The organism is Psychrobacter sp. W2-37-MNA-CIBAN-0211, from assembly GCF_040309405.1.
In the GTDB taxonomy this organism is placed as follows: Bacteria; Pseudomonadota; Gammaproteobacteria; order Pseudomonadales; family Moraxellaceae; genus Psychrobacter; species Psychrobacter glaciei.
Genome location: NZ_JBEOOU010000003.1, coordinates 310,132 through 332,016, shown reverse-complemented (window position 1 = coordinate 332,016; position 21,885 = coordinate 310,132). Strand labels below are relative to the sequence as shown.

The window sequence follows — 21,885 nt, the reverse complement described above, 5'->3', positions numbered from 1 at the left end:
ACCCTTAGTTTAAAGTCGATGTCATACTTCATAAAATAACCCCCATAAGTTGTGTCCAACTTATGGGGGTCAGTTCATCTAGGCGGGTTTTTTATTATAGAGCTAACTACTTGTCGATTAGTCGAGCACTTTAACCGTACGGCGCTTTTGCTCTTCGTCAACTTTCTTATTAACGATATATTGCTGAGTCATACTAAATAAGTTGTTCACTGTCCAGTATAAAACCAGACCCGCTGGGAAGAACAGCATGAATGCAGTAAAGATAATCGGTAAGAATTTCATTACCTTTGCTTGCATTGGGTCAGCGGGCTGCGGATTTAGCTGTTGCTGTACAAACATCGATGCGCCCATTAGTAATGGCAAAATAAACCATGGATCCATCGCTGATAGATCTTGAATCCATAGGATCCACGGGGCATGACGCAACTCAACACTTTCAACCAGTACCCAATATAGTGCTAAGAAAATCGGCATTTGCATCAAGATAGGTAGACAACCCGCCATCGGATTGACTTTCTCTTCTTTATAGATCGCCATCATTTCTTGCGACATCTTCATGCGATCATCGCCATGCTCTTCTTTGAGCACTTTAAGTCGCGGTGCGATGGCACGCATCTTCGCCATTGAGTAGTAGCTCTTGTTTGAGAACCACATGAGAGCAATTTTAACCAAGATAGTCAGTACAATAATTGACCAACCCCAGTTGCCGATTACCTTATGAATGCCGTCCAAGATAGCAAATAAGATCTTCGATATTGGCCATAACAGACCATAATCGACCGTTTTGTTCAAGCCAACTGCCACGTCTTTAAGCTCAGACTGTACTTTCGGCCCAGCATATAACGTTGCATTTAGTGTGACTTGCTTGTTCGGTGCAACATTAACTGGCTGACTGTTAAAGCCGATAAAGTATTCATCAGCGGTTTCACGACTGAAGAACTTACCGGTGAAATTTTCAGGCGTCCATGCAGAGACAAAATAATGCTGCACGATGCCGACCCAGCCTTTATCACTGGTTGTCGTTAACTCACCATCACTAAAGTTACCGAACTTCAGCTTATTATAAGGATCATCAGGTGTGCCCCAAGCGCCGCCCAAATACGTCGCCATGCTTAGCGCGCCTTTATCAGACATCCCAGGATCTTTACTATCATCACGTTTTAACTGCGCAAACATCTGTCCTTGCCACGCTGCGGCAGAGGCATTTTGAATTTGATAACTGATATCAATCGGATATTTGTCTTGCGTAAAGGTGAAGGTCTTGGTAATCGTCACGCCATCTTTTTTATAAGTAAGCGGTACAGACAACGTTTGTTGCCCTTTTTCCATTACATAGTTATTAGCAGTATGGCTATAATTGGCACGACCTTCTGCAGTATCAATACCGTCTTGACCAATCAGACCAGACTGAGCCACGTAAACGCGATTGCTATTATTTTCTAATAGTACAAAAGGCGTCTCGCTATCGAGCATCGCGTCATACTGCTTGAGAGCAGCATAAACGATATCACCGCCTTCTGGATTGATTTTTATATCATAGCGATCGGTAGTGACTGTAATCAAACCAGCATCTTTCGCCGGAGTAGCCGTCACAGTGCCGTTAACAGCAGTCGCGTTATCCACAGGTAGTGTCTGTACCGGAATATCACCTGCTGCGCCCGTCGTAGATGGAATGTCAGCACCTACTGACGTCGCAGCTTCTGGTACCGTGTCTACAGCTGGTGCATCGGCATAATCATCTCGCCATGCCAAAATCAGCAGATAAGCGGTGATTAGCATCGCAATGATGATCATCACCCGAAATATCTTTTGCATAAACCTTTCCTAGATTAAAAAATTAGGGAATGAAAAATTAGGGCATGTGTCATGAACACAAAGCACCGTTATCTATTATCGCCATGACAACAGTATTGGCAGTCATTTACATAAAATGTGCATCATTTTACTAAAAATCCACCTCGAATGATACCAAGAGTGTGGATAACTTGTGGGTAACTCTGAAGACCTAACAAAACAGCCAGTCGAGCACCTATTCTATGTGGTCTTCAGCAAATAGTTTAAGCGGCTCACATAACTCTTATCGTCTCGATACACCCCAAAACCAAAGTTTTTAGAACTGCCCAACTTAGTAGAGGGCAAATACTGGTATTTATAGGTCGCTAAGGGCAGAGGCACAAAATCAATACCATGGCCACCTAATGGGTGACAGCGCCCAATGCGCTTTAACAACAGCCAACTACCTCTTCGCACTCCATGCCACGCTAAAGCTTGTTTGCCATAATTAGAACACGTTGGATAATATCGGCAACGGGCAGGAATAATTGGGCTTATGATTTTTTGATAAATAAGAATAATGTAATAAAAAAAACGATATAATAAAAATTTTAATTTTTTATAAATTAAATTCATTTTATTTTTTTTCTATTTTTTTAAATATATTAATTATTTCGTTTTTTAATTCTTTATTATCTAATTCTTTAATTGATTTTTTAACAATAAAAACAATGTCTTTATTTTCTAACATTGAGGACTTTACGCGAAACTGCTCACGTATTTGACGTTTTATTAAATTTCGAGCGACCGCAGTAGGTACTTTACGCTTGGTAATCGCCATACCGACTCGCGGCTGCTCATGCGTATTGGTGCGTACAAAAGCCATGAGATGGCTTTGGTGTAGCTTACGCTCAGGAGCGTCAAATACTTCACGGAAAGCCGCAGGCGTTAGCAGGCGTTGCGCTTTGGTGAAGCGGGCAGTCGATGTAGCTGGGACAGTAGTGGACATAGTACAACCTAGTATAAGAGCTGGTGACAATATCAGAAATAACCATAAAATATAGAGACAAAAAAAGCGCCTATTTGGGCGCTTTTGATATACGGCTACGTGTCAGTTGTGATGATTGACTATCGCAATCTATAAACAATAGGAACACAACAAGCACTAGTAGCCATGCTTATCGTTATCTAGTGATTATACAGTAAGACGATGACGTCCTTTAGCGCGGCGACGAGCTAAGACCTGACGGCCTTTTTTAGTTGCCATACGAGCACGGAAACCGTGAGTACGTTTACGCTTGATCACGCTTGGTTGGAATGTACGTTTCATAACTCACCTATCAAAATAATGGACTAAATTCGTAATAACGGAGGATTATACCATTGCATTGTATTTTGGTCAATAAACTAATTTTTTGTTGTCAACGTAATGATTAAATTCTTTCAACTGACTGCAGAATTCCATTAATTTATTAGTTATTGACTGGCTGATCTCAGTTTTAATTTCATAAAGTTATCCACAGAAATCGTCGTGCTCTATAATAATTAATGATTAATATATATAAGTATTGTTGTTATTGGGAGCACGATTATCTGGGGTTAAGTCTTATTTATCCTTTATTATCAAAATACTAGACTATGGGTAAACCTGTGGATAACCTGTGGGTGAAATATGGATAACTTGGGTTATTGACTTATCCACAAAACTATCCACAGTCTTATCCACAAAAAACAGGATGTTATCCACAGGGTATTTGTGTTAGATTAGCCCCCTGCTTGATATATGATTTTGGCGTATTCTCTAATGGTTTTTTTGAGATAGCACTCAGCGACAATATCGGATGCTGGTCGACCAATTATGCCGTTTAGGCACCTTTATTATTTCAGATTATGGGGTTATTGTTTTTCATGATAGATACAGCAACTATTTGGGATAAATGTCTAAACGACCTACGTTATAACGTCAAAGATAATGTATTTACTATGTGGTTAAGACCTTTGTCAGCTCATCAAGAAGCACAAACGCTGATCATTCTTGCGCCTAACGATTATTTTGTGACGTATATCAAAAAAAACCATCTGCAAGATATCCAGCAACTGGTGGCTAAGCACAGTCAAGGTGTTATCGAAGAAGTGATCGTGCGGGTCGACAATGCGGGTCGAGAGTCAGATGAAAATAATCAGTCACAATCAGGTTCGCTATTTGTAGAGGACAAACCCTCCCCTACCCCTGCCGAGCACAAATTTGAATCTATACATCAGAATAATGCGCGTGCAGATATCGATGCAAACATGCGTCACGCTGCCCTAGTAGACTCTGCTGATGCCAAATCTTTGAGCTATCTAAACCCTGACTTTACCTTTGAGACCTTTGTTACTGGTAAGTCTAATAATCTGGCATACAAGGCTTGTTATGAGCTTGGTAAACGCCAGTCAAAAAACCGTCATAATCCTTTATTTATATACGGCCCTTCAGGATTAGGAAAAACGCATTTAATGCATTCGGTAGCACATCGCTATTTAAAAAATAATCAAAGTTTTTATTATTTCACTTCTGAAAAATTTATTAATCAATTGGTTTATTCATTAAGAAACAATAAAATAGAAGATTTTAAAAAGAAAATAAAAAAAGTAGATTTATTAATTGTAGATGATATTCATGTCTTAGCAGGAAAGACTAAAAGTAGTAATGAGTTTTTAACGTTATTTGCAGATTTTACCAGTGGTGACAAGCAACTGATTTTGGCATCAGATCGTCATCCCTCGCAAATGACGGAGTTTGATGAACGTTTTAGATCTCGTTTTTCTTGGGGTTTGACGGTGGCTGTTGATCCACCTGAGATTGATACACGAGTACAAATATTGCAGAAAAAAGCGGCATCACATGGCATGACACTGCCTAAAGAATGCGCATTATTCATCGCTCAAAATGTGGTTTCAAATGTTCGGCGTTTAGAAGGTGCTCTAAATCAAGTATTTGCCAATGCCAATTTGACGGGTGCACAGATTACTCTCGAAATGGTGCAATATGCGTTGAAAGACATCGTCGCAATGCGTGTCCAAGCCGTGAATATGGATAATATTCGTAAAGTGGTCGCTGAGTACTATGATGTGACTATCAAAGATATGATGGGGCGTAAGCGCACGCGTAGTATTGCTAGACCACGCCAAATAGCCATGGCATTATCACGTGAATTGACCAGCGATAGCTTTCCGGAGATTGGACAGTCTTTTGGAGGCCGGGATCATACGACGGTGATGCATGCTTGTGACAAAGTTAATGAGCTGCGCGCCGCCGATCCTGCGTTCGATAAGGATTACAAGACACTCGCGCTGATGTTACAAGCAGGTTAAAGGCGTATGCAGTCGCTAAATTTAGGGTGTGGCTGCACTATTTTTAGGCTGTGGTTACACTATATTTTAGTCGGCTGATATGGTTTATAATATTGCGAGTGTCAACAGACAGATACCTTATGGATTATCGTCAGTAGACAAGGTATTATTGAGTCATTATTTTACATTTATATAAAAAGAATCATTCAAATAAGAGTAACCAAGCATGCAATTATCGATTAATCGAGAGTCGTTACTAAAAGCTATTAACTTGATCGCCAAAGCCGCTGACAAACGCCACAATATGGTTATCTTGGGTAATATCAAGCTACAGTTGTCTGAGTCAGCGCTTATTTTGACCGCTTCTGATTTAGAGGTAGAGCTGACATCGACGTTGAAATTGCCTGCTGGTGCTTGCGTGGAAGCAGGTACAACCACCTTACCTGCGACCAAGCTGAGAGATATCTGCAAATCTTTACCAGCACAAGCACAAGTTAGTCTTGCCACCCAAGAAAACGAGCGCTGCTTGCTGACCAGTGGTAAGAGCCGTTTTACCTTGGGTACATTGCCTAGCGAAGATTATCCAAGCTTGGGCAATCCTGAAAATATCACACCGTTGACCATCAGCCGTAGCCGTCTTACTGATTTGATTCATAAAACCCAGTTTGCCATGGCGATTCAAGATGTCCGTTATTATTTAACCGGTATGCTGTTCGATGTTTCACAGCAGCAGCTAACCACCGTTGCGACTGACGGACATAGACTGGCATTGGCACGTAGTGTTATTGATGTCAGTGCTGATTTAAGCATGCAGGCTATTTTGCCGCGTAAAGCTGTCATTGAGCTTGAGCGTTTGGCCTCTGAGCTTGGTAAAATGCTAGGTGATCAAGATAATGCAGTAACGCTAAGTTTCGGTCGCGAGTTTTTGCAAGTAAGCTTGCCATTCGGTGAGGTGGATAGTGCAGGGCAGGTGAGCGATAATCTAATGGTTACCTTTACCGCGCGTCTGATCGACGGTAAGTTCCCTGACTATCGCCGTGTCATGCCAAGCAATACCGATAAATTGGCCTTGTTTAATCAAGAGAAAATGACGGATGTGCTACGCCGCGTCGCGATTTTAAGTAACGAAAAATCACGTGGTGTGGTGTTTAATTTCGCCAGCGACGGTATGGTAGAAGTACGCGCTAATAACGCTGAGCAAGATGAAGCAGTTGAGATGATACAAGCTAAGTATCAAGGGGAGCCTATGGAGCTGTCCTTTAATGCTGCCTATCTGCAAGATGTGCTAGGTGTCATCCAAGGTGACCTACAAATGCATATGAGCCAATCTAACGCCTCAGTGCTAGTGAATCAGCTGAATGATGAATTTCATCAATATGTCATTATGCCAATGCGTATATAGTGCTTTTAGTTTTGTAGAAAGCTGTACAGTTAGACCGTGGCACTTGTCCTGTTAGACGGTGTCGCTATCTTTATAGCGTTGTTTTGAAGACCATTTTTACATTCAAAACTAACATCTGCAACCTTGAAAAATCTATAGTTAATTAAACTTTTGCCTGCTAAAATGTAGGTGGCGAAAATAGGCGGCTGTCGACATTATGATTGAACGTCTACAAATCTCACACCTACGTAACCTCAGCCAAGTCAATCTACTTGCCACTGCTTGCAACGTCATTATCGGCGCGAACGGTAGTGGCAAAACCTCGCTATTAGAAGCAATATTCTTGCTATCAAGAGGCAAGAGTTTTCGTCATCACCAGCCCAAACGCTATATTCAGCATCATAAAGACAACGCGACGGTACATGCTAGGCTCAGTGACAGCAGTACTTTAGCGATTCAAAAGCAAGCTGATGCGACGACGATACTACGCCTCAATCAAACCACGGTCTACAATCAAAGCATCTTAACCGAACAGCTCCCCACACTATTGATAGATCCTTCTACGATGGACATGTTAGAGCAGGGCAGTGCCAGTCGTCGACAGCTATTGGATTGGTTGGTGTTTCACATGAAACAAGGCTTTCATCCGCAGTGGGTGGCTTATCAACGCCTGTTAAAACAGCGCAATAGTTTGCTAAAAAAATCGCGTCATTTGAGCCAAGTTCAACTCGCTGAGCTAAAAGCATGGGACAAAGGTCTGAGCAATCATGCCGCACTTATCCACCACTATCGAGAACGAATATTTAGTGAATGGCAGCCTTACTTTGCTCAAAGCATTGCTCAGTTATTGCCTGCTTATGCGGAGCAATTGAGCTTGAGCTATAGCGCCGGTTACGATACCAATGTTGCGCTCGATGTACAGCTTAATGAGCGCTTGGAGCAGGATTTGCAGCTGGGCTATACCCGTATCGGTAACCACCGTGCCGATATTCATGTCCATTGGCGCTCTAGCGAGCCGCTAGCCATGCATGAAGGGCAGCTAACTAAAAGCACGACAGTAGAAGGCGATGTGCACACGAAATTACCCGTTTTAAAAGAGCAGGCCGCTAATGTGTTGTCGCGTGGTGAAAAGAAACTATTGATCACCGCATTGCGCTTATCACAGTTGCCGCTGCTACTTAATACTGAAAAAGGTGCTGATACCTCTAATAATGATTTTAAATCACGAGTGACACCCGTGGTACTGTTAGACGATATCACCGCAGAGCTGGATGATAGGGCGATTGAGATTTTATTGTCAACGCTAGCACAGCTGCCCTGTCAGGTATTTATGACCAGTTTGACCGAGGATATCGTGCCGCTAGTCAACAAACTATGGTCAGAACCTAATATGTTTCATGTGAAACAAGGTCAAATCTCATCTGCCCAATAGTAATTATTTCTGACATTATTGCCTCCTTGCTTTGTCGTCAACTCTGCATTTGATCTATAAATTCCACCCTTATTCCAACATAATTTTCACTATCCTAAAATACTTAACGAATAGTGATAAAACTGCCAGTAAACAGTGACTTAGAAGGGAAAAAATGCTAAAATGGGGCTTTATTTTTGTCCTATTCTCAGCAAGTTATCTTATGGCGTGATATAGAGTTTTTTTATTATCTATAAAATTCTAAGTGGCTGATAAACATGCGTTTTATTTATTTTACTTGGCTTCAATAATGTTCAAAAAAACAGAAGCTAGTATTAAAAAACTGAGCGCTAATTTTATGTCTTTAAAGACACGCCACAAAGTTGTAGCTAACGCTATTTAGCTACTAATACGCATGAAAGACTTTGACCATAAAACGTTAAGTCTAAGATAACATCGTGAGGCGTCACCGTAATGGTGCGCCCGTGATGGGCTGATGATGGCTAGATTAAGGAATGCACATGAGTGATTCATTACCTACCGATTACGAGCAATTGACAGCCGATACGACAGTTTCAGATGCTACAGTGTCAGATACTGTCGTTGACACGATTGTTCCTGCCGCCGTTCCTGAGAGTTTACCTTCTGATTATAGCTCCAAAGATATCCGTGTCTTACGCGGTTTAGAAGCCGTGCGCGTGCGTCCTGGGATGTATATCGGTGATACCGATGACGGCACTGGCTTGCATCATATGGTCTTTGAGGTAGTGGATAACTCTATCGATGAAGCGTTGGCCGGTCATTGTGATCAGATCGATATCGTCATTCACGAAGATGAATCGGTCAGTGTCATGGATAATGGTCGCGGTGTCCCTGTCGATATCCATCCAGAAGAGGGTGTGTCAGCGGCGCAGGTTATTATGACTGTCCTGCATGCAGGCGGTAAGTTCGATGATAACAGCTATAAAGTCTCAGGCGGTCTGCATGGTGTCGGCGTTTCGGTCGTTAACGCTTTATCTAAAAAGCTGGAAATGAATATTTGGCGTGAAGGCTATCACTATCATCAGACTTATACGGATGGCGTGCCTGATGCTGACATTCAGCAAATGGAAGCAACGGATAAAACCGGTACTCAAATCCGCTTTTACCCTAGTAATGACGTATTTACTGGCACTATCTTCGAATATGATATTTTAGCCAAGCGTTTACGTGAGCTGTCGTTTTTGAACTCAGGTGTACGCATCGTCTTGACCGATGAGCGTATCGATAAGCGTCATGAGTTTGAGCATAAAGGTGGATTGTCCGAGTTTGTCAGCTATATCAATGCGGGCAAAGATGGCGTCAACGAAGTCTTCCATTTTGATAGTGAGCAAGACGATGGCATCAGTGTCGAAGTGGCCCTGCAATGGACAGATACTTATAACGAAAAAGTATTGTGCTTTACCAACAACATCCCGCAGCGCGATGGTGGTACGCATTTATCAGGCTTTCGTTCAGCATTGACCCGTTGTCTAAACAGTTATATGGATCGTGAAAACTTATTTAAAAAAGAGAAAGTGACCGCGACGGGCGACGATGCGCGTGAAGGACTAACGGCGATTGTCTCGGTCAAAGTGCCTGATCCGAAATTCTCTAGTCAAACCAAAGATAAGCTGGTCTCAAGCGAAGTAAAATCTGCTGTTGAATCGGCCATGCACGACAAATTCAACGACTTTTTGTTAGAGAATCCAACGGCTAGTAAAGCCATTGCGAATAAAATCATTGATGCAGCACGAGCGCGTGACGCAGCTCGTAAAGCGCGTGAGATGACGCGTCGTAAGACTACTTTGGATATCGCCGGTTTGCCTGGTAAGTTGGCCGATTGCCAAGAAAAAGATCCAGCGCTTTCAGAACTTTATATCGTGGAGGGTGACTCTGCAGGTGGTTCAGCGAAGCAAGGTCGTAGCCGTAAGACCCAAGCGATTTTGCCACTAAAAGGTAAAATTCTAAACGTTGAGCGTGCGCGTTTTGATAAAATGCTATCGTCTGCGGAAGTGGGTAACCTAATTACCGCGCTTGGCTGTGGTATTGGCCCTGATGAATATAATCCTGATAAAGTACGCTATCATAAAATCATCATCATGACCGATGCCGACGTTGATGGGTCACACATTCGTACCTTGCTGTTGACCTTCTTCTTCCGCCAAACGCCAGAGCTGATCGAGCGTGGCTATATTTATATCGCTCAGCCACCACTATATAAAGTAAAAAAAGGTCGTCAAGAGCTGTATCTAAAAGATGATGAAGCGCTTAAAGCGTATCTACTGTCATCTACGATTGACAATACCAAGCTACATATCAGTGAGGATGCGCCTGCGATTACTGGGCAAGCGTTAGAAACGCTATTGAACGACTATAACCAAACGCAGCTGATTAAAGCCCGTTTGCAAATTCGTTTTCCAGCGGTGATTTTGGATGCTTTAACGCATACGCCGAAGCTTAGCACCGACATGACTTACGATAAGTCTGCTATGCAAGGGTGGCAAGAGGCTATGCAAACTCAGCTTGAGCACTTCGGTAGTGATCTGAGCCCTGAGATTGAATTGGTCAATATTCATGCGCCGCAACCGAAAAATATGGATGCAGCCGCTGCAGACTTATTGGGTATGAAACCTGCCGTAGCAGCTGAAGATGGCGACACTTCTGACGGTGAAGCATTATCGGCTAAAGCGCAATGGTTACCTCGCATCACGGTTTATGTGCATCAATTGGCCCATCATTATCTGCTAGATGCAAGCTTTATCAATTCAGGTGAATATACCAAGTTGCTACGATTATCGGCGGAATGGAATACTTTGCTTGAGGATAGCGCGTTTATCCGCCGCGAGAATACTACGGGTGCTAGCAAAGACATTCCAGTCCGTGACTTTGATTATCTCTGGCAACAGATGATGCTGGATGCGCGTCGTGGTTTGGCAATCCAGCGCTATAAAGGGCTAGGGGAGATGAACGCTGATCAGCTTTGGGATACCACTATGGATCCTGAAAACCGTCGCATGCTACGCGTCACAATCGAAGATGCTATCGCAGCGGATCATATGTTTACCTGCCTAATGGGTGATCACGTTGAGCCACGTCGTATCTTTATCGAAGAAAATGCGTTAACAGTGTCTAATTTGGATATTTAGCTTTTAAGCTTTGAGATTGTAGACCTTGAAGTTTGAATATAAGTATTTATTGGTATAAAGTCATCTTGCTCGCAAGGTGGCTTTTTTCATGTGAAACATTACCAGTAAAATAGTGAGGGTAACACTATGCTAAACGCAGAACAAAAGAAGTATTTGTCACAACTATCAAAAACGGCCTTAATTGATTTTGTCTCTGATGTGTATGGTGTAGATAAAATGCTCGATAAAAAAATTGAGCGTCTGCTATTACAATCAGATAAGCCTAAACTTATAAAAAAGTTAACCACTACACTAAAAGGACTTAGAAGACGAAGGAAGTTTGTAGATTACTGGGAGTCTAGCGAATTTGCTACTGAGCTTCAGCACTTAGCCAGTGACATAATGAGTTTTTATCCTGAGCAACCACAAGAATGCTTGACGTTACTTGAGTTATTTATAGAATCTACTAATGCTAGCTTAGGGCGTGCTGATGATTCCAACGGCTATATTGGTGATATTTATAGGAGTTTGACTGCATCTTGGCTGATAGTAGCTAGCACATGCTATGAGCAAGAAAAGCGAGACATACCTGTTGATGAGCGCGATATACTCAGCCATGCTTGGATAAAGAAAGTAAAAGTGCTGGCTGACGATAATGATTATGGTACTAAAGATAGTTTATTAGAAGATATTAATCAGCTGTTATCTGAGCCTGAGATACGTGGATTGATCGCTGATTATCAACAAGAGCGTGAGATTATACAAACAAAAAAGGCAAATGAAGATGTGCCCAATGAAAGGCAAAACAGCCCTTTAAGCGATGGTGCTTTTTCAATTAACTATGAAAAAATGGTAATTGAGATCGCCATAAAAAGTCTAACAAGGGCGCTAGGTGATGTGGGTTTTTTTGAAACGATCTTTTTTGAGATGCAAGAGACTAGACCAGTTCATCCTCGAATATTAGAAGAGTTGCTAACATTTTTGCTAAATCAAAGAGCTTTTGATAAGGCACTACACTACTTAAATGAAGAGTGGCAAAGCGATGGTCTGTTAGATAAGACCAGACGCTTAGATTGGCTGAGTCACATATATCATATGCAAAAGAATACCGATGCGCTCATGGAAGTGCTAGGCGAGGCATTTGAGCTGCAACCAAGCGCTTCAAGGCTAAAAGCTATCATGGCTGAGGCCAGTCCTGCTCAGCAAGCTCAGTGGCGAAAAAGAGCTTATGAGCTGGCAGAGCAACAAGAAAATGTATTTATGGCAACATCACTACTGCTAGAAATAGGAGAGGTTGGGCTTGCCAATCAAGTCGCAGTTGCCCAGTATTGCCAGTTTGCTGATGTACATTATACAGCTCTAACCGGCATGTTAAAGGAGTTGCCAGCTGAGACTGATTTACTTCAAGTTATTATTTATCGCACTTTACTTAATGATATTCTAGACAGCTCTCGCAGCAAAGCCTATGGTCACGCGGCTCGCTACTTCAACCGTCTAACAAAGCTTGATACGGTTATTAGTAAATCGTCTAAGCCTTACAGCGAACTTGCAACCCATGAAGAATATGTCATTACGCTTAAAGATAAGCATGGCAAAAAGCGTAGTTTTTGGGAAAAGGTAAACGATTAAATCGATGTGATGTTTCACGTGAAACTTATGGCAATAAGCAAAAATAAGCGAAGAATAAAATGATTGAAGTTGTATTACTTGCCATTGCTCTTGCGATGGATGCGTTTGCCGTTGCGATTGGGCTAGGGTCAAAATCACAAAAACAAAGCAAGCAGTATTTGTTACGTTTAGCTGTTTATGCGGCGTTATATTTTGGTGTTGCGCAGGGTATTATGCCGCTTATTGGCTATTTATTAGGAGCGGCTTTACTAGGTTGGTTGGCTGCTGCTGCGCCTTGGATTGGCGGCATTATACTGATCGGTCTCGGTGGCAAAATGCTGTATGAGGTGTTTACTGGCGATGGGGAGGATGCGGTAGACAGTGCGCTTCATCTAAAAGCCCATGATATTGATACGGCTGGCAATGAAGTTGCCGTCATTCATACTGGAAACAACCATATCAATCATCGCACTATGCTTACGCTCGCAATTGCCACCAGCATCGATGCCATGGCGGCAGGGTTTACGCTTAACTTATTGGCGCTGAATGCTTGGTTTGCGTGTTTAATTATCGCTGTAGTAACGGCTGTATTTGGGCTGTTCGGTGTTTATTTAGGCTGGCGCTCTGGCACATGGTTAGAGGATAAAGCAGAGGCACTGGGTGGTTTGGTGCTTATTTTAATTGGTGTAAAAATCATGTTTTTTGGCTAAATAACTATAGGGTCTGTTGAACATTCAAATGTTAGGACTGCTGATATCAATTTTTCTTGCTTGCTGTGCCTGCGCAGACAGAGGCGACAAAAAATTGATATCAGCAATACCGACGCGTTTTTAGGATATTTTTACTATATTTCATTTCAACCCATTTTCTCAATAAAAAGCACCGCTCTAGAACCCAGAGCGGTGCTTTTCTTTGTTTCACGTGAAACTTTAAGAATTAAAAACGGTGGCTACTACTCTTCGTCAGTGTTAAAACGCCATGCCAATATACGGGTATTTTTCTGCCCTTGGCTCATCTCAATAATGCGCATCTGTGTGACATCGAGCTGCTTTAGCAATAGCTGTAAAGGTTTTACGTTTTCAGACTTAGAGACTAAGCTAGTAAACCAGCCAACATGCTCAGCAAAGTCTTGGCTCTCTTTTATCATCTTAGTTAAAAAGGTAATCTCGCCGCCTTCACTCCATAGCTCTTTATGCTGACCACCGAAGTTTAGGTTTTGTGCCGCATTGCCAGATTTCGTTGAGCTACGGCTTACTTGCTCGCTTTCGTTCTTACCACGATGTCTTTGCAAATTATGCTGCTTGCGGGTATTGGATTCCATCGCCTCTTCTAATGAAGCATGGAACGGAGGGTTACAAACGACCACATCGAAGTAATCTTGACGACCGATGATGCCTGCAAAAAACTTTTTGGGGTTAGGTTGCAGCTTAACTTTCACCGCGCCTTTTAGCTTTGGATTGGCGTCACAAATAAGTGCGGCGGTATTGACCGAAATAGGATCGATATCGCTCGCGGTAAAGCGCCAACCATAGCTTTGACTACCGATAATCGGATAAATGGCGCTGGCACCCGTACCGATATCTAAAGCGTGGATTTCTTTGCCCGTTGGCGGGAGGTTATCGTCATTGGTATGACTGGTTTGCGCAAGTAAGTCGGCAACATAGTGAATGTAATCTGCGCGTCCCGGAATCGGTGGACACAAGTAACCTTCAGGAATGTCCCAAAACTTGACGCCATAATAATGGGCCAATAGCGCCTGATTAAGCACTCTTACCGCTTGATGATCAGAGAAGTTAATCGTTGGCTCACCATTAGGATTGGTAATCGTATGCTTGGCAAGCTCTGGCAAGGCACGGGTCAATACCGCAAAGTCATAGCGACCTTGGTGCGGATTGCGCGGATGTAGCTGACCGAGTTTTTTAGCAGTCTCAGGCGATCTGTTTCTGTGATTGTTGGCGGTCGGGCGACGGTTCATAGGCTTACTGGTCATAGTATCGGGCTTTGATGTTTGAATATAATGCACCATTTTAGCAGATTTCGTAGGTAACGAAGGTCTTATCGGCTACGTAAGATAAGATTTAATCCCAATACAATCATCGCTGTACCCAAGACGCGGTCTATCCAATGCTCAAAGCGTTGAAAGCGGCGATGAATCGCAGGGATAGAAAGTAACATCACCACCGTGCTAAACCATGCCATCTGCAAGACCATCATCCATACGCCATAGATTGCTAACTGCCAAAGCGGTATGTCAGGTGACAGTACTAAGGTAAATATGGCGACAAAATACACCGGCGCTTTTGGGTTAAATACATTGCAAAAAAAGCCGCGACGTAGAATGGCGAAAGTTGAGTCGCTATTAATAAAAGGTTTTTTGGTAGAAAGCAGCTGTGCTTGCTCGGTAGACTTAGTGTTTGAAGTATCAATGCCTACATTTTCTGAAGCTGCTAAATCTAATGGTTTTTTTGGTTTGGCTTGAATACCTTGCCATCCAAGATAAATTAGATAGCTACCACCCAACCATTTAATAGCGGTCAATAGCGGCTGTGAATGGGCAATCACTGTTGCCAGTCCCAGCACCGAATAGATAATGTGTACAGCAAGACCCAAGGTAATACCAAGGCTACAAACCAAACCCGTGCGTCGACCTTTTGCTAATGTCTGCTGTGATACCAAGACAAAATCAGGCCCTGGAGAGGCAGCAGCGAGTAGATGGACGCTAGTGATCAGCAAAAAACCGTGCCAAAATTCCATAAAATACTCTGAGTCATGTCTTAGTTTGAATAATAGTTGCACTTATCGCAAATCAGGTCAACTAATATTGATGTCAGCTATTCATCAACGCGAAAACGGTGCTTGCGTTGCAGAGGGCGTATGTCTATATTAAAAGTAAGTCGAATAAATCTTTAGCAATATTGATTTGGCATAAGGTGAACCCTGCAAACTAGCATTCTAAAAAGGACAAGACCATGACTATGGAAAATAATAACCGCACAGACAATCGAATTACCCAAGAAACAGACGGCCATATTTGCCTGATCGGGCTAAATCGTGCCGATAAACGCAACGCCTTTGACAGTCATATGATTGCGCAGTTATCTGAAGCGCTCACTCGCTATGAGGAAGATGACAATTTACGCTGTGCCTTAATATTTGCTCATGGAGATCATTTTACCGCAGGTCTGGATTTGGTAGAGCTGCAAGACAAGCTAAATGACGGTGTGTTTGAGTTTGACGATAACCAAATCGACCCGTGGGGCATCAGTGGAAAATTGCGTACCAAGCCCGTAGTAGTGGCGGTAAAAGGCACTTGCTTTACTGTGGCTATCGAGCTGATGCTCAATAGTGATGTGGTCATCGCTAGTGATAACTGCAACTTTGCACAAATGGAAGTACAGCGCGGTATCATGCCATTTGGTGGTGCAACGGTACGGTTTGTAGCAGCAGCAGGCTGGCAAAAAGCCATGCCGTATCTACTCACGGGTAAGGCATTCGATGCGCAAACGGCTGACAGGCTGAATCTAGTCAGTGAAGTGGTGGCAAATGGGTCTGAATATGAGCGAGCACTGACGCTTGCGCAAGAGATCTGTCAGGCAGCACCGCTAGGTGTGAGAGGGGCATTGTCATCAGCACAAGATGCCAGCCGCAATGGCGCTGCAACTGCATTGGCGAATATCCATAGTTATCTGCCGCCGCTGTTTCATTCAGAAGATGCGACAGAAGGCGTGATGGCGATGGTTGAAAGGCGAGCGGCTGAGTTTAAGGGGCGTTAAATTCATTGTATTATGCAAACGGACAGACCGTTTGCATAGATAGTCCCATGATTTGCTAAGATAGTTCAGCTATGAAACATAATGATTCCACCTTTAAATTAAAAATATTAATTTAAAGGTGGAATTCTAGTACTACCTTCGGCGTTCCTTGGCCTAGCACTTTTTAAAAGATAACAAAATTTATCATCATCTGAAATAGCGATAAATTTTGATTTCGAATTATCAAGCAGTAATGTATTTTTAATAAGTATTAATTTCCATTGTGGAAAGCTCTCAAGTGGAGAAAAATTGTTAATAATATCTATTAAGTCTTGGCTTTCAAGACTAAGTATGAGTTTTTTAAAATATTCACGATGATCTGAGTGAAGAATATATTCAATTTCTCTGTACTTAGACACGAGTTTTCTCTTTATCATATCTTTTTCAAGGTGATACCAATAAGAATGCCAATAGTCATAGAACTTAAATTCATTATCAACTTCAATAGTAAGTAGTGCTCTTCTGAGGTTGTTGGTTAAACAACTTTCGTTACCTAAGTTTTGAATAAAAGTTTTAGCAACTATTTTAAACTTATTGTCATTAAAAGAGCTGTCTGTAATTAAGTCAAAGTTTGGATTAAAATCTATACAGTAAAAAATAAACTCCAATCTTCCTCTTAATATATCTGTGCTTTCTAATTCTAATATAGTCTTTTCCCTATTAGGATCAGATAATATTAGATAAGCTTTAACTCTTTCCTCTTCAACTTGAGTTCTGGAAAAAGCCGAACTTATTTTGTTACTATTATCAGCTAAATATTCGTAAATATTATTACTACCATTAGATATTTCAGAAATAAGATTTAAGACTCCAGGAAAAGCCTGATGGGTACGAATTATATCGGGCCTTTTGCCGTTTTGATCTACATCTCCAAGAGCAATTATATTTCTTATAACTCTCATCCAGTTATTATAAAAATTACTATTAAAGTCAGATAAGTCATTAAGATTCAAGAAATATTGAATTTGAGCAAATAGTAAGACTTTTTGAGTATAAGATACTTCATTTGTATTTGTAAGCATTTCATGTAGGAAGTTTTTATCGGGACTATGTCTAAAAAAATCCAAATGAAGTTCATTGTCAACAATTATTGGGTATGCCCTATTAAGAATATTCAAATAGCTGACTAATCTTTTAAAAGCATCCTTTGTAAGTAATTCAATAGAAATATTATGAGAATTATCTTGAAGCTGTCTAACTATCTCATTCCTATCGTCTGTGTTAAGATTTTTACTAAAAGTTGAATCAACCATGAAAACAAATGCGAAGAATCTAACGAATGCTTCATCAATAGATGTTCCAACTTTAAAGTTATTCCAAAAGAGATCGGTCCATTGTCCATCAATTTTAATATTAAATGTATCTTTAATGTCTATATCTTTTTCCCATATAGATTCACTCAGTTTCTTTTCTATACTAGCTTTAAAGTTTTCAAAAGTTGTCAAGAGTCTACCACGAGCATTCATCTTAATATATAGGTCGTCAGTTAGGCCCAAGTGCTCTAGTTCTATATAATAAAACTGAATTATTTTTTCCTGAGTTAGTTTTCTCCAAAGGTTTTTAATGTTAGAAAACATATGGTGAATATCGTTAAGAGTAGTAAGCATCGCATCTATCGTTGGATCATTTCTCCAAGAAAGAAAAAACCAAGAAGAATCAGTAATTACACTACCAAGTTCGAATACTTCAGAGTTAGCTTGTTTATTAATATTTATTTGTGAAAGGTTACCTAAATTGTCAACTAATTTTTTACAAAAGTCTCTTGAGGTCATACGGGTTTCATAGGAAAATCTTTTTAGAATTTCTGTTTCTTGATTTGAGACTTCACAAATTATAGAGCCATAACAGTGAAGCAGAAATAAGGTTGTGAGTCTCTGCTGACCGTCTAAAGGCTGGAATTTTTCTTCATCTAGACTTCCATATATGAAATCTAACATGAGTGGCTCTTCATTATTTAGGCTTTTATATAAAGCTTTTAAGAAGCTCTCTCTTACTTTTGACTGAGATTTTCTACCTTGAGCATAATCTCTTTGAATTATAGGTACTTCCACAGGGTATTTTTCTAAAAGTTCGAAAAAAGTAAGTAAATCCCCTTTGTAGTCAGAATCAGAATGCATGTTTAGCTCTCAATATATTTAGATAAGGTATTAGTTAGATCGTTTTCGTAATTCTTTCTATCTTCTTGAGTCCAAAAAGATATTTTAGGTGGGTAATTACTAAAGTACTTTAGAAAAACATTTTTAGTACATATTGGAATGAATGCGCCTTCTTTATCTCTATCAATAATAGTTTTTCTTTTCAATGGAAATATAGCGTTTTTATAACTCCTGTTAGTAGCTGAGTCTAAAAGTGCTAAGTTGGAGAGATTATTTATATCATCTTCTGAGTCTATATAATGATTGAAATGGTTGTTTATTTTCTCGAATAAAATAGAAAATCCTGTATCATCCGCATCCTGCCAATCATCGATAAGTGTTACTAAGTCCTCTTGCTTTTCTTCTTTTAATAGATTTTTATCGATAAATATTTTGGCATCCTCTAACCATTGTCTTCTAAACTGTTCCTCAGGCTCTTTGTTTCTAATAGATGTAATATGTTCAATATCCCACTTCTGTTTTTCATACAAGTCAAAAGGAAAATAAGAGTTGTCTTGTTCACTTGATAACATTGTTAATATGTTATAAAGAAGAAAAACTTGCTTAACATAAGAGTTGTCACTGTATTGTAAATCTAAAATATTGATATTTTTCAAGCTATTTTTTATTTTAGTATCTAAGTATTCATCAAATTCTGATTTCTTTTTTGTGGTTGACGCTAAGTATAGTTCATTGATGCTTGTAGATTTAACTGAAACTAAATAACCAATTTTGTGATATAAATTTCTATCTTTATACCATTCGTAAAACCTACTATAGTAATCTTTAATTTCTTCCCAGTTATCTGCTAAAATTTTATTACTTGGTTTTTTAAATTTTTTACTAAAGAACCTGAAAGTGGTAAGTTTATCATTAGGGTCTGGGTTTTCGTTCATTAAATCAAATATAAACTCAATACGATTAGTAAGACCTTTTTCTTTATTTAAAAAATACCAAAATTTATCATCTTGTAATGAGTTTTCAATTCTATCCCATTCATTAGCAATTTCTAATTGACGTAACCTTAGCTTATTATTCTGTTCATTAAAGTTTGAACTATTTAAGAATAAAGCCTTTATTAGCTCTGAATTAGTTAACGGTATTTTCCCAATATTAATGCGTGTAAAAATAGAAATAGGGTCATCTTCCATACTTTCATACCAAATAACTCTTGAATGGAATTTAAACTTCGATAAAAAATTAGATTTATCGAAAAAATGATCTTCTGACTTTCTATCGAACCACGAGTTAATAGTCTTATAAGCTTGAGAGATGTAGTAGAAATCTATATTATCTTCATTAATACCTTCAAGACGCTCTAAGCCCTCTAAAAATTTACCAGAATCTTGTCTAGTATCGTAGTCTAACTTGAATAGTTTATCTCTCTTTTCTACTACATAATCTCGATTTAAGCAGAATAATATTAGATGAATAGTCGTTAGTCGCTGTTGTCCATCAATCACCTCAAAATGTCCATTCCGATCTTTTTTTACTACTATTGGTTGCAAACAATACCAAGTACTATCATCAGGGTCAGACTCAATTGCACGAGGTTTGAAGTTATCAATATCATTTAATAGCTCTGATATTTCAATTTCAGTCCATCTATAACCTCTTTGATATGATGGAATAATAAACTGATAGTCGCGTAATTCACTTATAGTTTTAAGTTCTAGTGTATTTTTCATAGTTTCCAGTTTCCAGTTTCCAGTTTCCAGTTTCCAGTTTCCAGTTTACTTAGAGTTAGTTGTTATGTTTACTTTGCAACACAAATGTTTAACATTACTTTTAACAAACTATGAGGTGATATACAAGCTTTTTAGTCAGATAAGTTTAGTTTTAAGTTGAGGATAATTATTTAATTATTATATTCAGATTTTATTACTTTTAGTAAAAGATGTGATTGAAATTTAGTGTGGTTGAGTTGAAGCATTTAGTTTAACTTTCTGCTTTTTCCTCTGTAAGAAAGTTGTCCTGCCTTAATAAAACCACGCCCCTCAACTAAATTTCGATTTATTTATAGAGGTTGCCCTAAAAAGCGTTTTAGCCCTGACAGTAGCGGCTATCCTGCTTGAATAGGCGTGTTGCGAAGGCTAGGTTTTGGGGCGGTCTCGTGACCAAACAGGAATGTCCCAAGCCGTAGCCACGCCACGCCTATTTAAGCAGATAATAGCGAATGGCAGGATTGGCTCCAACTTTATAATAACTCTAATAACCACGAAATCTAAAGCGGCACTTCAAAACACCATCAAGCAAACCAAACATACCAACCAAAAAAACCTCGCAATTGCGAGGTTTTTGATTTTATTTAGTATGACTGTTTATAGCTGTCCCAGTGTTAGTAGTTCAACTATAATTATTTAGTCGACTTATAGTAGTCAACCATCATAGTGCCTAACGTGCCATTGTCATCGATAGTGACGATTCTGACCGTACCTGACTGTGCTGCGGTACTAGATTGCACTTGTCCGGCATTACCTAAGACCACTTGGTTGGTTTTGGCTGCCATTGCTCCGTTACCGATAGCGATGCTATTCATGCCAGCTGCCATAGATTTATTACCAACAGCGACCGAGTTTGCGCCTTGTGCTGCTGCCGCTTCACCGACTGCCGTAGCACGAACACCACTAGCGTCAGCCAAATGACCGAATGCTTGTGCGCGCTCGCTTGTGGCTTTGGATTTCCAGCCGATAGACGTTGAGCCTAGACCAGCAGCATTGGCTTCGCCGCCGACAGCCGTTGCGGAATTCAGACCTGCATTGGCTTTATTGCCGACAGCGACGGTGTCATTGGTGCCACCAGCCATAGCGGCTTCACCAACAGCAGTAGAGCGAACACCGCTAGCATTGGCTAAGTGACCAAATGCTTGTGCACGTTCGGCAGTGGCTTTTGACTGCCAACCGATAGACGTTGAGCCTAGACCTGCGGCATTGGCTTGACCACCGAGGGCAGTGGCTGAGTTCAGACCTGCATTGGCCATATTACCGATAGCAACTGTGTCGTTAGTGCCGCTAGACATAGCACTATTGCCTAAAGTAATGGCAGTAGGGTTAGCGTTTGCCATCATTTGAGCGTTTGCAGTAACAGGTTGAGTCTCAGCGCCTGTTGCCATAGCAGTGCATGCAGAAGTGGCGGCAATGGCGAGAGTAAGAGCACTAATTTTTAGCGTTGATTGTAGTAGAAAGTCCATTTTCATGAGTAAATCCTTTTTAAAAGCCCAAAAGGCTGGTTGGTGTGATTAAAGAGTACGTGCAGTAATAAGTAAAATAGACATACCGCAAGAAAC

General features: G+C 40.6%; 16 protein-coding genes. 7 read left to right on the top strand and 9 right to left on the bottom strand.

Going from position 1 to position 21,885, the window contains the following annotated elements; genetic code table 11:
• Positions 1–117 precede the first annotated feature (117 nt).
• From yidC to rpmH, 4 genes are all read right to left on the bottom strand, one after another.
• Positions 118–1,815 carry a membrane protein insertase YidC gene (gene yidC, locus AAEY72_RS06000; protein WP_352309829.1) on the bottom strand — a complete coding sequence of 566 codons (1,698 nt, stop codon included), beginning with the start codon at positions 1,813–1,815 and terminating at the stop codon, positions 118–120.
• A 219-nt stretch (positions 1,816–2,034) separates the two neighbouring features.
• Positions 2,035–2,409 carry a membrane protein insertion efficiency factor YidD gene (gene yidD / locus AAEY72_RS05995; protein WP_352309828.1) on the bottom strand — a complete coding sequence of 125 codons (375 nt, stop codon included), beginning with the start codon at positions 2,407–2,409 and terminating at the stop codon, positions 2,035–2,037.
• A gap of 1 nt (position 2,410) precedes the next feature.
• Entirely contained in the window at positions 2,411–2,782 is a 372-nt protein-coding gene (gene rnpA / locus AAEY72_RS05990) for a ribonuclease P protein component (protein WP_240216406.1), read from the bottom strand.
• A gap of 186 nt (positions 2,783–2,968) precedes the next feature.
• Positions 2,969–3,103, bottom strand: a complete 135-nt coding sequence (gene rpmH / locus AAEY72_RS05985) for a 50S ribosomal protein L34 (protein ID WP_007394757.1) — start codon at positions 3,101–3,103, stop codon at positions 2,969–2,971.
• Positions 3,104–3,681: 578 nt separating this feature from the next.
• Here rpmH and dnaA point away from each other — a divergent pair.
• From dnaA to AAEY72_RS05955, 6 genes are all read left to right on the top strand, one after another.
• A complete protein-coding gene (gene dnaA, locus AAEY72_RS05980; protein WP_189583876.1) occupies positions 3,682–5,127 on the top strand; it encodes a chromosomal replication initiator protein DnaA in 1,446 nt (481 codons plus the stop codon).
• A gap of 205 nt (positions 5,128–5,332) precedes the next feature.
• Entirely contained in the window at positions 5,333–6,508 is a 1,176-nt protein-coding gene (gene dnaN / locus AAEY72_RS05975) for a DNA polymerase III subunit beta (RefSeq protein WP_352309826.1), read from the top strand.
• A 196-nt stretch (positions 6,509–6,704) separates the two neighbouring features.
• A complete protein-coding gene (gene recF / locus AAEY72_RS05970) occupies positions 6,705–7,919 on the top strand; it encodes a DNA replication/repair protein RecF (protein ID WP_352309825.1) in 1,215 nt (404 codons plus the stop codon).
• A gap of 500 nt (positions 7,920–8,419) precedes the next feature.
• Positions 8,420–11,065 carry a DNA topoisomerase (ATP-hydrolyzing) subunit B gene (gyrB, locus tag AAEY72_RS05965; protein ID WP_352309824.1) on the top strand — a complete coding sequence of 882 codons (2,646 nt, stop codon included), beginning with the start codon at positions 8,420–8,422 and terminating at the stop codon, positions 11,063–11,065.
• 126 nt (positions 11,066–11,191) lie between these two features.
• Positions 11,192–12,673, top strand: a complete 1,482-nt coding sequence (locus tag AAEY72_RS05960; RefSeq protein ID WP_352309823.1) for a DUF6880 family protein — start codon at positions 11,192–11,194, stop codon at positions 12,671–12,673.
• A 59-nt stretch (positions 12,674–12,732) separates the two neighbouring features.
• Positions 12,733–13,362, top strand: coding sequence for a manganese efflux pump MntP (locus AAEY72_RS05955; RefSeq protein WP_352309822.1), 630 nt, complete (start codon positions 12,733–12,735; stop codon positions 13,360–13,362).
• A gap of 242 nt (positions 13,363–13,604) precedes the next feature.
• Here AAEY72_RS05955 and rlmF read toward each other — a convergent pair whose 3' ends face one another.
• Together rlmF and AAEY72_RS05945 are read right to left on the bottom strand one after the other, a co-directional pair.
• Entirely contained in the window at positions 13,605–14,642 is a 1,038-nt protein-coding gene (gene rlmF / locus AAEY72_RS05950) for a 23S rRNA (adenine(1618)-N(6))-methyltransferase RlmF (RefSeq protein WP_189583864.1), read from the bottom strand.
• Between the two features lie 65 nt (positions 14,643–14,707).
• On the bottom strand, positions 14,708–15,406 hold the full coding sequence (locus AAEY72_RS05945) for a LysE family translocator (protein ID WP_352309821.1): 699 nt from the start codon (positions 15,404–15,406) through the stop codon (positions 14,708–14,710).
• Between the two features lie 215 nt (positions 15,407–15,621).
• Between AAEY72_RS05945 and AAEY72_RS05940 the strand changes: the two genes are divergently transcribed.
• A complete protein-coding gene (locus tag AAEY72_RS05940) occupies positions 15,622–16,425 on the top strand; it encodes a crotonase/enoyl-CoA hydratase family protein (RefSeq protein ID WP_352309820.1) in 804 nt (267 codons plus the stop codon).
• 107 nt (positions 16,426–16,532) lie between these two features.
• On the opposite strand, the gene AAEY72_RS05935 is transcribed toward AAEY72_RS05940, so the two are convergent.
• The 3 genes from AAEY72_RS05935 to AAEY72_RS05925 form a co-directional block, all read right to left on the bottom strand.
• On the bottom strand, positions 16,533–18,581 hold the full coding sequence (locus AAEY72_RS05935; protein WP_201589016.1) for a DUF262 domain-containing protein: 2,049 nt from the start codon (positions 18,579–18,581) through the stop codon (positions 16,533–16,535).
• Between the two features lie 2 nt (positions 18,582–18,583).
• Entirely contained in the window at positions 18,584–20,287 is a 1,704-nt protein-coding gene (locus AAEY72_RS05930; protein ID WP_201589019.1) for a DUF262 domain-containing protein, read from the bottom strand.
• Positions 20,288–20,955: 668 nt separating this feature from the next.
• Entirely contained in the window at positions 20,956–21,795 is an 840-nt protein-coding gene (locus AAEY72_RS05925; RefSeq protein ID WP_352309819.1) for a hypothetical protein, read from the bottom strand.
• Between the last annotated feature and the right edge of the window lie 90 nt (positions 21,796–21,885).